The organism is Tunturibacter psychrotolerans (genome assembly GCF_040359615.1).
In the GTDB taxonomy this organism is placed as follows: Bacteria; Acidobacteriota; Terriglobia; order Terriglobales; family Acidobacteriaceae; genus Edaphobacter; species Edaphobacter psychrotolerans.
In genome coordinates this window covers 1,402,078-1,414,488 of record NZ_CP132942.1, presented here as the reverse complement: position 1 = coordinate 1,414,488, position 12,411 = coordinate 1,402,078, and the positions used below count along the sequence as shown (strand labels likewise).

The following is a 12,411-nucleotide window of genomic DNA, read 5'->3' as shown; positions in this document are numbered from 1 at the left end:
AAGCGATTGGACCAATCGGGGCGGATCGTACGAAGAGGCTAACTCTTCCCTAATGTCAACTTAGCGATCGTGGCCAACTGCATGAACGAGGTTCCCTCGTAGATCTTTCCGATCTTTGCGTCGCGATACAGCTTCTCGACGGGGTAATCTTTCACAAACCCAGACCCCCCATAGACCTCGACCGCGAGGCTGGCGACGCGCTCCGCCACCTGCGACGTGAAATATTTGCACATCGCAGCCTCTTTCAGAAAATCGAGTCCCGCATCCTTGAGTCGCGCCGCGTTATAGACCATCAGCCGTGCCGCCTCGATCTCCGTCGCCATCTCAGCAAGCTGAAACTGCATGGCCTGAAACTCAACCAGTGTTTTGCCAAATTGTTTGCGCTCCTTGGCCCACTTCGCCGCGTGTCCCCACGCGCCCGCCGCCAAACCCAACATTTGCGAGCCGATGCCGATGCGGCCTTCGTTGAGAGTTTCGATCGCTATCTTGTATCCTTTGCCGGGCTCGCCCAGTACCTGAGCAGCCGGCACCACACAATCACTAAAGATAAGCTCGCATGTACTCGAGGCGCGGATGCCGAGTTTGTCTTCCTTTTTGCCCAACGTGAATCCAGGCGCATCTTTTTCGACGAGGAAAGCTGTAATCCCCTTGTACCCCGCCGTTGGATCGATCGTCGCAAAGACGATGAACAGTCCAGCCTCCTTCGCGTTCGTAATCCAGAGTTTTTGTCCGTTGAGAACATAGTCGTCGCCCCGCTTCACCGCCCGCGCCTGTAGAGCAAACGCGTCCGATCCAGAAGAAGCTTCGCTAAGCGCATAAGATCCTATGGTGTCGGTCGCAAGGCGCGTCAGATACTTCTTCTTCTGGTCTTCATTGGCCCATCGCACAAGCGCATTGATGCACAGCGTGTTCTGAACATCAACCATCACCCCAACCGACGGATCAACGGCAGAGACCTCCTCCACCGCCAGGATTGCATTGAAGAACGTCCCACCTGCCCCGCCATATTCTTCGGGAATCTCGATACCCATCAACCCAAGTTCGAAGAGCTTACGGATAAGCCCGGCATCCATCTGCTGCGACTCATCCATCCCGCGTACCAGCGGACCGATCTGCTCCACCGCAAAGCGTCTTATCGTGTCACGAAAGAGCTGTTCGTCTTCCCCCAACTGCGTCAACGCCATCGGACCAACCTGCTGCGACATCCACTCACCTCAAACCGTATTAAGGAACAGGTGAGTCTAGCATCTTGAACACACAACTGAATAGCCATTCACTCAGTCTGAGAGTGTATGGCGAATCCGTCTAAGCCTGCCTCGAAGAAGAATAAATCGCTACCCGGCAATTTTTACTGAGCGCCCACGGCGGCTAACAATCGAAAGCTTCTCGGTGTTCAAAATCTTACGAGCCTGTTCTTTCGCGTGATTGGCCCACGGCCCAATCGGATCGAGCCGCACATAGGCCAGCCAATGCCGCAACGCTCTTCGACGCTGTCCCTGCCGCTCGTACGCTAGTGCCAGATTGTAGTGCGCGTCGGCGTACTGCGGCACCAGTGCGACAGCCTTCTGATAAGCCGTTGTCGCCTCGGCCAGTCGCTGCATCTCGTCCAGCACATTGCCCAGATCGAAGAACGCCAGCGCATACTCCGGATCGGCCAAGGTAGCGCGCCGATAGAGCCCTTCGGCATTTTCAAATCGGCGAAGGTTGTAGTGAATCGTCCCAAGGTTGATCAACGCCGGCGCATGCTGCGGTCGCAGCACCAGAATCGCGTCATAGATCTCAGCCGCCTCTTGGATCGTGGCCGGATTTTCCTCCAGCTGCACCGCCCGCAAGAACATCTCCTGCACCTCAGCGGCCTGCCGTAGAGCAATATCCCCCGCCCCCACTACACGAAGCTGACGAGCCGGCGCAGTCTCAAAGTCGAAAGCAAGCTGCTGCGTAAGCGGATCCATCAACGCGCCGCCGTGCCGAAAGCTAAGACGCGATCCACGACGCACAAAGCTCGCTTCGAGCAGTGGGTTTCGTACCCCTCCGAATCGCTGCATCGCATCGACCGACGCGCGAATACTTTTCGCCGAGATGCGCGTCGTAGCTTGCAGATCGCGCAGCCTGCGCAACTGGCCCAGAGCGTCAAAAGAGTAGTCGTTGTTGGGAGAGATCAATCCCGCTCGCTCCCACGCCACTAACTGGCGTGCCTGCAAGTGAAGGATCCGAATTACGTCTTGACGGCTATATCGGGTCACAGGTGTGTCTCAGTTGGCACCGTCTTAGAGGCTCATCCATCCAACTCTCTCTGGAGTATGCCTACGAACCCCGCGCCAATCAAGACCTAAGTCACCTAACCTTATCAAATAGCAGTGGATAACGCGTACCAAAATGGGTTCTCTCTACTTCAACGAATATTCATACTCACAAACAGTTCTCGATTCACGTAAGTCGGGGTTGGCGGCTTTTGAGATCTTCAAGAAGACGCTCGATCCTATCCTCCTTTTCTAAGCCATTGAGTTGGTCTTCAAGAGACTGGGCTTCGAGGATCATGTGGCTGGCCGAATTCGTTGCCTCGTTGCGCTGGATGGTAGTGCGTAGTCGGTTCAGGACGTTCGATCTCTCGTGCGAGGCGGCAAGCGTGCGGGCGGCATTGGCTTTGCCTGCAGTTCGGGCGCGGCGGTGCTGCGCTATCAACACCTCGCAAGTGGATCGCGTCTCAGACAGTTTCTGTTGAAGGCGCCCGAAGGCGTTGCGAAGAGTCTCTGTCTCGGCATTCTGATCTTCCAGTTGCTGCGCGAAGCTTGCCGCGACCTGCTGGCTGCTCAAACTACGCTCGAGCGCAGCACGGGCCAGATCATCCTGATGCTTCTGAACGGCGAGTTCGGCCTTACGATTCCACTGGTTCATGGCATCCTCATGCTCCTTCAGTTTTTTCTGGAGAAGGTGCTGGTCAGCAATCGCGATGGCAACCTGCGTCTTGACCTGGAGAAGCTGATTTTCCATGTCCAGGACGAGTTGCTTTGCGAGTTTCTCGGGATCTTCAGCCTTCTCGATGAGATCGTTAATGTTCGCTCGTAAGAGCGTTCCTACACGTTCAAGCAGTGCCATGGAATTTCTCCTTTTGCAGCGGATGCTGATTCGGCGCGGAGGAGTTTCCCGCGCCGATTTGTTACTTAAACCTGGGAGCTGTTGCCGTTCTCGCGAGGCTTCATCGCTTTGACGTTGGCCATGAGATCGTGAAGGTTCATTCCCGATAGAGCCTCAAAGAGCGCAGGAACCTGGGCTGCGATCTTAGTCATCTCTCCGGTGACCTTGCTCGCACCCGTCGCACCATCATTTCCGGTAGAGACGATGGTGATCTTGTCGACCTTGCTGAGAGGCTCAGCCATAGCACGCACGACGTCCGCCATATTGGTGATGAGCTTGTCGACGACCGCCGCCTGCGTCCACTCCTGGTAGGCTTCGGCCTTGACGTTCATCGCCTTCGCCTCCGCCTCGCCTTTCTGGAAGATGATGTTCGCCTCCGCCTCACCTTGCAACTTTATAGCCGCGGCCCGGCCTTCAGCCTCCATCGTGATGCGAGCCTTATCCGCCTGAGCAATATTTTCGATTCGCTGACGCTCGATCTCAGAACCCTTGAGAATCGTCGCAATTAGCTCCTTCTCGTGACGCAGGATCTCAGCCTCCTGCACCTTCACCTGCTCCTGTTTCTCAATCTGTTGAACCCTCACCTGTTCAGCGACGACCTTCTGCTGCATCACATTGGTCTGAAGCTCATAAGCCTTATCAGCTTGTGCCTCCTGGCGACGACTCTGCTCGGTGAACTGCGCCTTTTGAATATCGAGGTCGCGCTGAGCTTCGGCCTGTTTCGCCAGCGATGCCGTCTCCGCGATTACCCGATCCTGATCGGCAGACGCCTTAGCAACAGCTGCCTCGCGCAGTGCAATGGCACGTCGAATTGCAGTGTCACGCTCAGCCTCTGCCGCCGCAATCTCCGCATCGCGTCTGATGCGAGCAACGTCGGGACGACCCATATTGGTGATGTACTCATTCTTGTCCCGCACCTCGCGAATCGTGAAAGAAATCACCTCGAGCCCCATCTTGCTCATATCGTCCATACAAGTGGAGCGCATGCGCTCGGCCACCATCTCCGGCTCTTTCACAATCTGCTCCACCGTCAACTGACCGATAATGCCGCGCAGATGGCCCTCCATCACCAGTCGAATAAGTCCTTCACGCTGGTCCGGAGACTTCGTAAGAAACTGCTCCGCCGCCGTAAGGATGGACTCTTTATCAGAGCGAACCTTAATCTGCGCCACTGCCTCGACAGTCACTGCAACACCCTGCTTCGTATAGAGATCCTGCTGCGGCGCAACATCAAAACTCATCAGTTCAAGCGAGAGTTGTCGAGAATTCTCCACGACGGGAAAGATGACGGCGCCGCCGCCCTTGATGACCCGCGGGCCGCGAAATCCGTACACAATAATCGCTTCGTTTGGGCCCGCCTTGCGAAACATCTTGGCCATCAGAAGCGCCAGTGCAAGGGTGGCAAAAACAACCAGACCAACAATAAGGATGACCGAGTTCGGCATATCGTTCCTTTGTCCGCGACGGACGAGAGAGCGTGTTATTTGCTTGCCTCAAGTGATGGGTGGCGGGGGGAGTGCCTCGGCAAGTGGGGCCGCCTGTGTCGAAAAAATTCCAGCGCGTCATGAGTGCGTCACGGTAACCCGTTGGAGAGTTCGTCCCAGCGACGAACGTAGGCCACGCCGCGGTCATAACGAATCACAACAACCTCGGCTCCGCGTTCGATTGCGCTACCGTCCTCGCTACGCGCAGCAGAGGCGCGGCGGGCTCCGGACTGCGAAAAGATGATCTCGCCAATGCCATTGCCGTCCCGAATGGAATCGCTGACTTGAGCCAGCACACCAGCCATCTCAGTCTCCTCAAGCGTCAATACACGCTCGCGCGGGAGAAGCAGCTTGAAGAGAATTGCCCAGATGATCATGGCTCCTGCAAAGCCGCTGACCAGAGCGATAAGCAAAACCAGCAGACCGCTAAAGATACTGGAGTGATGCAACAGATAACCCGCGCCCCCAAACCAGCAAAGAAAGACAGTAAGTGTGAACCCATTCACAGCAGTGAGTCCTGATCCGCGATGTGTCCCGCCGTGGGTCGCGTGACCATGAGCCATATGGCCAATGTGGAAGCGACCGATATGTAGATGCGCAAAACCTCCGACGACAGAGATCAGGCTAAGGACCAGTCCTACACCGAAACAGATGAGATAGAAGGAGTCCATATTATTTGGTGCTCCGTTTGACAGCCTTTGGTGGCAGGGGTTGAGTTGATGCAGCCGCAAGCGAAGACGCATCAGGCCGCAGGACGTGAAAGAGGCGGTCCAGCAACGCGGGCGTCTCGAGAATGCTCTCGATCAAAAGAAAGCAGCGCCGTGAATCGCTATGGTTCGCCAGAGCAAGCAGCGCTTGGCAGAGGGCCGGATCGCGACGAAAGCGCTCCGCGCCGCCGACGAGCCAGAGGTCGAGCTTGTCCTCTGCAGTACGCAAGTCAGAGATTAACTCAGAGTGGTATCCCTCCGGATCATCGACAAGGTAGCCGGGGTGCACCTGGAAGAACTTCGCCAGCATCAATCGCGTCGTGTTTGTCAGATGAGGACGTGCGCCGCTCTCGATCTGCGACAGATACGACTGGCTGATCGTCGCCTTGCCTGCCTTTTTTTTGCCCGCGCCATTCTCCTGCTGAATCGCGCGGACCAACTCCTGCTGAGTCATGGCGCGGTTGAGACCGCGAAGATTGCCTTCGACCTCGCGAAGATAACGGATTTTGTCATTGAGCTTCATGGCGTATTACAAATCGTGATATTTATATAGCAATTTGCAATAAAAATCAAGGACTCAATTTCCACGTGGAATAAGGCTTGGTAAATACCACTTTCTAAAGACAGCCACCGCAAAAAACCGCTTCGCATATATAAGAATCGGCGACCCAGCGTATGCTGACCACATGCTTCCGCCTGGCTGGCGCCCATCGCATTCGCGTTGCCTGTCCGCACTCCTGCTTTACGTCGTCTCCCTTCTGGTAGCTCTCCCCGAGCCATCGGCAGGACAAGCGCCCACGGCATCTTCGCCAACATCTTCAACCGCTACGCTGATCGAAGGACTAGGTAAAGCGGTCGCACCGCTCGACGGTCCCTGGCAGTTCCATCTGGGCGACGATCCGCTCTGGGCCTCGCCCTCCTTCGACGACTCCCAGTGGGAAAAACAAATGGCACAGAGACCCTGGGGCGAGCAAGGGCACCCCAGCTACACCGGCTTCGCCTGGTACCGCCTGCACCTTTCGCTCAACCCAGCCTCGGGCAATCGCAGCGACTTCGGACTCCTCGTACCGCATCTTGACGACATATACGAGGTCTACTGGAATGGACGCTCCATCGGCCGCAGCGGAAGATTTCCTCCTTCTCCCATCTGGTACAGATCTTCCGACGAGCCGACAATCTACACTCTTAGCCCCGGGACCACTCAGTCACCGGAGCGCGAGCTTCAAGGCACCATCGCCATCCGCGTTTGGAAAGCGCCTCTTCTCTCCGACGATTCCGGGCACTCTGGAGGGTTCGAGGGAGCCCCGGTAGTAGGCTCTCCCGACTCCGTCGCCGCCTATAAAACCACATTGGACTACCAGTGGCTCCGCTCCAATCTGGTCTCTTTCAGCGAGTACCTCCTGTACGGAATCGCCGGCTTCCTCAGCTTTCTCTCCTGGCTTCGGGACCGGCAGCAGCGAACTCTCCTATGGATGACCGGCTTCGCCCTGAGCCCGCTGGTCCGGCTAGTCCTCTATGGCTTGCGCATCGCGTGGCCCGTCGGATTATCAAACGCCCTAGGGCCGCCCCTCTCCTCGATTCGCGACATCTCTCTCTGGTTTCTTCTTCTCTGGCTTCTACACCTCGGCGACAACCAATCGCTGATTCGCCTTATCCGTCGCGTCGCCATCGTGAGCATGTCCGTCGCTGTCCTTGACGGCCTCGTCTCCATGCTGGACGCGAGCGTGGGGTGGTTCTGGCTTATTCAGATTGCGGATGCAGTGCTCACCGGGATCTACTTTATTACCGCTGCCATGCCGCTTCTCCTCGTCGCTCTCGCCATCAAACAACGGCGCCGCTTGGATTTAGCTCGCAGGCTGGTGGTTATCGCCGCATTTCTGTCAGGCATGATGCAGGTTGTCCAGGGATTGGCTCCCCAGGGCAGTCGTTTCACGCATTGGACTCTTGCCAACAAGCTGCGCGAGCCCATCTTCCTGATCCGCGGTAGTGCTGTGTCCTTACCCACACTGACCGGAACCTTCCTGCTCGTCGCCCTTGTCTACGCGATCTATCGCACTTCGATGGAGGACCGTCGTCGTCGCAGCCTTCTCGATCATGAGATGAGCAGCGCCCGTGAACTCCAGCAAGTGCTCATCCCCGAGACGGTACCGTCGGTACGTGGCTTCGCGATTACCAGCTCCTATCGTCCCGCACTTGAAGTTGGTGGAGACTTCTTTCAGATCATTCCCCTCGATGACGACTTCACCCTCGTCATCCTTGGCGATGTGAGCGGCAAAGGCATCAAGGCCGCCATCGCGGTCTCACTCATCGTCGGACTCGTGCGAGTCCTGGTTGAAACGACGCAGAGCCCTGCCCAACTGCTCACTGAACTAAATCAACGCCTATGCGGTCGGTTGCGAGGCGGCTTTGCCACGTGTCTAACCCTGCGTGTTGATCCCCACGGTAATTGCCTCATAGCCAGCGCCGGACATCCCCCACCCTATCTCAACGATCAAGAACTCGAGGTCTCCGGCTCTTTCCCACTCGGATTGTTTCCTGCCGTTGCTTATGAGGAGAGCTGGCTGCGCTTGCAGATAAACGATCACCTCGCCCTCTACACCGACGGTTTACTCGAAGCCCGCAACAAGACCGGAGAGATTTACGGCTTCGATCGGGTCCGCGAACTCTTCGCAACGCTCCCCGACGCCGCCAGGGCAACAGAAGCCGCGGTGCTTTTCGGCCAGGACGACGACATCACCGTCGTCACCCTGGTCCATGTACCCAGTGGAGAAAAATCAACCGATCTCTCGGCCATCAGTCTGAACTTTTAAAGTCTGCCCGCACCGAGATCAACGTGTTTAAGTGCCTTTGAGAACATCTTTCTTCTCATCGAAGATCCTCTTCGTATCCTCCCTCACCTTCTGCGCAATATCGGTCCATACGGGATTGATCGTCTTCATATCCACTTCGTCCCTCTCTCTCGCTTCCTCAAACTCCACGGCTTTTTTCACTCCGTTCGTATAACTCGACATCGTCTTCACTATCTCGAAGGCCGATGCAATCACAACACCCATATCATCTTTCAACTCCTCGGGCACTCCCTTGTACACATCAGCTTTGTGCTCTTCGATCCACTGGAAGACGATTGGTATCACAACCTCACTAACCCAACGGTTGTAAGCGTCCAACCCTTCAACTCCTGCTATCCAGGACGGATGCATCGCCCAGTCTGGATGAGCGCCGCAAAGTCCAAATCCATTACCCCGTTTAATTAAGCATTGAGTGGTCCATTTGATTTGCATGACTGTCTCCTCGCCGATGCTGATATAGAAGCTGTCTACAATTGCAGTGAGATCAGGGGGAACACCTACAACCCGATTAGCCACCAGAGCTCTATCCGTCCGATCCCGCACCGCATAAACCCGGCACAGCACGTTCGAGGACAAGCCACGGTGCAGTTTTTAGATGCGCGAAACTTACGCGAAGGATAGCCCGAGTCTTTTGCTGGGAGATTCGGAAGCTGGGGACTGGCAAATACGGCTTCAAGTTCCGAGTAAATCAAGCAACACGTCCTCGCGAAGATAGGCGCTCACTGTTGCGAGAGAAGCAGCAATTCTGACGGCCGCGGGCTCATACGCTGATATTTGAGGAATTGGCACCCGACGGGCCGCAAGCGGTGGATCGGGCGTTTTAGAGAGGTCAACCGTAGTCATGCCGTGAATCTCTTTGAGCACCCACGTGGAGGTGGCGATCGCTTCTGCAACTCGTGGATCATCTGCGCCCGCTTCGCCGACCATGCCGCGCCGTAGGATCGCAAGACGCAACATGAAGATGATGCGTATTAGAGGAGACCATGAACGGACGCGACGGCGTGATGTGAGGTCGAGTTCCCTCTCCCGTCTGAATTCGAGCAATACAGCATCAGCCAGATCGCGGATTCTATCGAAGTTGCGATCAATCGTCTCCTGTAGCAGCTTGACTGTGGGGCCAACTTCAAGGCTGCCCTGGGCTGGAAGCTCTGTGATGAGGTCGAGAGTCTCATCGAATAGCTGCGTCATCGTAGGTGCGGCGGGGCGCGACCAGAGGCGGTCAAAGATCAGCCACATGGCAATCAACCCGAGAAAGATTCCAAAGACGCGATCTCGCACCTGAGTGAGACCAACGTTGTAGTGTGGGTCAGTTAGATGGACAAGCTCATAAGAGAGTGCCATCTGGCGGCCGGCATACGCGATTCGCGGTGAAGCCGTGGAGACCCAGATGGAGCAGAAGACCGCTCCCGCTAACGCCAACGTAAATCCTCCTATGGATTGCACGCGCGGCAGGATGAGTATTTGGGCTACGAAGGCAAAGACTCCGCCAGCCGTTGCTCCAACGAAGCGAAGCATCTGCTTCTGGCGAGAGGCCCCGGCACTCGAGAGCGCCGTCACGATGCAAGTGGTAAGAGAGACGGAGAGGCCCTGCCAATTTACGGCCCAGTAGAACAGGTAGCAGCAGATAGCAGCCAGCGAAGCGCGCAACGCAAACCGCAAAACTTCAGGATCTGTAATTGCGCCAGGCCGGATCAGCCCCTTCGGTCTCTCGTGCTGATCAGGGATGCGTTGAGCGACCAGGTGGCTTGAGTAGACCTCTGTAAGAAGGGCAATCGAGTATTCAAGTCTGTACACCGGAGAGCGACGTAGTTCGCGTGGCTGCGGAGGAGGCAAAGGGCGCGGCTCAGGTGCCCGGCCTGCAATAAAATCCGCTCGCACCTGATCGATGGCATCCACTACCGCACGCAGTCGCGCCCGCTGATTGGGTACTGGCTGTCCAGGCGCCTCCACCAGACTGTGGGTGAATTCAACCATATTGCCGATGAGACCGATGGCCACGGCTTGTTCATCACGAACCCGTCGCGAGTAGTTTAGCCCGAGCAACGTCTGCCGTATTCGTCCGGTACCGATCATGAAATACTGCCGCAATCGTCGGCGAAGCAATGGTCCTGGTGCACGTCCTTCAGAGATCGCCTCAAGACAGTTATGCATGATCAAGAGCCTCGTATCGAGGCCGCGCCGCACTCCGTTCGGCTCCTTGTCGGTGGCAAAGATGTATTGAACGGCAAGGAAGGTCGCAATGCCGATGAGCAAACTCAGCAAAATGTAAAGTATGGTCTCAAAGCGAACATCTGGAGAGATCTGTGCATCAAGCACGTCAATTCCGGTAGCCACATAAAGCCCAAAACTGGTCGCCGCTGCATGATCCTCTCCTGCTTCAATCAACCAGCAAGCAAGAAATAGCGTGCAGACGACCCAGAGAAAGTGCAGCAGAGAGGATCCGAGCACAAAGACAGCAGCGCACAGCACCCAGATGGCGGCAACAAAAAGAAACAAGATACATTTTTTTGCTGCGCGAAAGCTCGCCGCAGGCGTGTCCTGCATCAGCAGGAGCGGATAGTAAACCCCGAGCACAGCGCTCGGCAGCCGAAAGGTCAATACCAGGATGGCTGCGAGGACGGTTGCAACAGTGTATTGGACCGTTTTTTCAAGGCGCCCTGGATACGGCTCTAGTTCGTTGCGCACAAGCTGCCACAGTCCTAACCGATATGACCGCCGCCTCTGTGCCATTATGGAAGCAGAACTAGCGATGATCGCCTCCCTGAATCGCGACAAGGCTCGTGGCACCCACTCGCAGTATTTCGGCAGGCGCGTTAAGAATACGAACGCGAACGGGATAACGTGCCGCCAGATGCACCCAATTGAGCGTGCGATCGGTTGCCGGCAGACCGGGTTTTAAAACCCCAACGACATCAGGGTCGGGTATAACGCCAAAACCGATACTGTCGACGATACCGCTAAACTCCGCGTTTGGGGCCTGCATAATAAACACCCTCGCGTGATCGCCAGGATGAATGTGAACGAGTTGGTCCTCACGGAAGTTTGCGACCGTCCACCAGGTTCGCGCGTCGATCAGAGTGAATAGTTGATCTCCGATATGTGCATAGGCGCCTTCGGCGATCGTCAGGTTGGTGACGCGGGCATCGAAGGGTGCGTAGACGCGACAATGGTCGAGGTTGTAGCGAGCATGCTCCACGGTCGCCAGTCGACCCTCGCGTTGGGTCGTGAGAGGATCGAGTATCCTGACCTCGTGCCCGCGCTGCTCGACCTGCGCGGCATTCTGACCAACCTCGGCGACCGATTGAGTCTGTCCTTCAAGAGCAGCTTTGAGCGACGCCTGTTTGAGCACCAGTTGCGCCTGTGCCTGCCGAAGCTGTTCAGCTCTGGCCTTTGTGTTTGAGCGCAGTTGATCTACTTGATCCGCAGTCACGAACTTTCGGGCCAGCAAAGGCTCGGTGCGCTTGAGGTTGCTCTCCGCATAGTCGTATTCAGCCTGCGCCTGCTTAACAACGGCCTCCGCATGTCCTACGTCGGCCGTCGCCTCATCGATCAACGTTGTAGCACGGTGCATCGCAGCTTCAGAAGCGTTTTGCGCGGCTCTTTGAGCAATGACGGCACTCCTTTGACCGGCGATCTGGCGCGACTGGTCACGAATATTGCCTTCGAGCGCGGCCTGTTCCGACAGAGCTTGCTGAAGGGCATAACGATAGGGCAGATCGTCGATCTCATAGAGCAGATCGCCCTTGTGCACGAACTGATTGTCCTGCACGGCCAGGTGCACTACTGGCCCTTCTATAACTGGTGCAATCCCAATAAAATTTGCGAACACTGTAGCGTCGTCTGTTCGTGGATGAGTCGACGTCAACACAATGACCAAAGTGAGGCAAATAACAGCGCTCGCAATGATTGTCATCGAGATGATTCTCCCCACCGGGTCTACTTCCGGTCGTGCATCAATGGAATCGTCCATATAAGACACCTCCTAGTAAAAGAGAGCCAGCCACAACAGACAGGTGAGAGTAATCGAAAGCGCGATGTACACAAGGCCAAGTGGATTCAAACGAGCTTCATACCCCAGCCGCCTCAGCACGAGATGTATCGCTACGGTGAGTGCGATACCGAGGACAAGGCAAATCAGCCATCCGGGAAAATAAGAGCCGTAGATGCCGATCGACGGTGCCCGACGACAGCCGCAGAGCGTGGCCAACGGCATTAACGTTATCCACAATATTGGAC

Annotated in this window: 11 protein-coding genes; 1 reads left to right on the top strand and 10 read right to left on the bottom strand. The window is 56.2% G+C overall.

Annotated elements, in window-relative coordinates:
• Nucleotides 1-38: 38 nt before the first annotated feature.
• The 6 genes from RBB77_RS05845 to RBB77_RS05820 form a co-directional block, all read right to left on the bottom strand.
• Nucleotides 39-1,205, bottom strand: coding sequence for an acyl-CoA dehydrogenase (locus RBB77_RS05845; protein ID WP_353065495.1), 1,167 nt, complete (start codon nucleotides 1,203-1,205; stop codon nucleotides 39-41).
• Nucleotides 1,206-1,334: 129 nt separating this feature from the next.
• Nucleotides 1,335-2,201: a tetratricopeptide repeat protein gene (locus RBB77_RS05840; protein WP_353065493.1), complete on the bottom strand. Its 867-nt coding sequence runs from the start codon at nucleotides 2,199-2,201 to the stop codon at nucleotides 1,335-1,337.
• A gap of 226 nt (nucleotides 2,202-2,427) precedes the next feature.
• Nucleotides 2,428-3,096 (bottom strand): PspA/IM30 family protein, encoded by a 669-nt coding sequence (locus RBB77_RS05835; protein ID WP_353065491.1) that lies wholly within the window; start codon nucleotides 3,094-3,096, stop codon nucleotides 2,428-2,430.
• Between the two features lie 65 nt (nucleotides 3,097-3,161).
• Nucleotides 3,162-4,580: a flotillin family protein gene (locus RBB77_RS05830; RefSeq protein ID WP_353065489.1), complete on the bottom strand. Its 1,419-nt coding sequence runs from the start codon at nucleotides 4,578-4,580 to the stop codon at nucleotides 3,162-3,164.
• A 128-nt stretch (nucleotides 4,581-4,708) separates the two neighbouring features.
• Nucleotides 4,709-5,290, bottom strand: coding sequence for a hypothetical protein (locus tag RBB77_RS05825; protein WP_353065487.1), 582 nt, complete (start codon nucleotides 5,288-5,290; stop codon nucleotides 4,709-4,711).
• Nucleotide 5,291: 1 nt separating this feature from the next.
• The gene (locus tag RBB77_RS05820; RefSeq protein ID WP_353065485.1) at nucleotides 5,292-5,849 is read right to left on the bottom strand and encodes a helix-turn-helix domain-containing protein; all 558 of its coding nucleotides are present in this window, start codon (nucleotides 5,847-5,849) and stop codon (nucleotides 5,292-5,294) included.
• 424 nt (nucleotides 5,850-6,273) lie between these two features.
• On the opposite strand from RBB77_RS05820, the gene RBB77_RS05815 reads away from it, so the two are divergent.
• Nucleotides 6,274-8,136, top strand: coding sequence for a PP2C family protein-serine/threonine phosphatase (locus RBB77_RS05815; protein ID WP_434557104.1), 1,863 nt, complete (start codon nucleotides 6,274-6,276; stop codon nucleotides 8,134-8,136).
• Between the two features lie 27 nt (nucleotides 8,137-8,163).
• Here the strand turns inward: RBB77_RS05815 and RBB77_RS05810 are convergent, their stop codons facing one another.
• The 4 genes from RBB77_RS05810 to RBB77_RS05795 form a co-directional block, all read right to left on the bottom strand.
• Complete coding sequence (locus tag RBB77_RS05810; protein WP_353065481.1) at nucleotides 8,164-8,691, bottom strand: hypothetical protein; 528 nt, start codon at nucleotides 8,689-8,691, stop codon at nucleotides 8,164-8,166.
• A gap of 156 nt (nucleotides 8,692-8,847) precedes the next feature.
• The gene (locus tag RBB77_RS05805) at nucleotides 8,848-10,860 is read right to left on the bottom strand and encodes an FUSC family protein (RefSeq protein WP_353065479.1); all 2,013 of its coding nucleotides are present in this window, start codon (nucleotides 10,858-10,860) and stop codon (nucleotides 8,848-8,850) included.
• Between the two features lie 58 nt (nucleotides 10,861-10,918).
• The gene (locus RBB77_RS05800; protein ID WP_353065477.1) at nucleotides 10,919-12,145 is read right to left on the bottom strand and encodes a biotin/lipoyl-binding protein; all 1,227 of its coding nucleotides are present in this window, start codon (nucleotides 12,143-12,145) and stop codon (nucleotides 10,919-10,921) included.
• A 12-nt stretch (nucleotides 12,146-12,157) separates the two neighbouring features.
• Nucleotides 12,158-12,388: a YtcA family lipoprotein gene (locus RBB77_RS05795; RefSeq protein WP_183972915.1), complete on the bottom strand. Its 231-nt coding sequence runs from the start codon at nucleotides 12,386-12,388 to the stop codon at nucleotides 12,158-12,160.
• Between the last annotated feature and the right edge of the window lie 23 nt (nucleotides 12,389-12,411).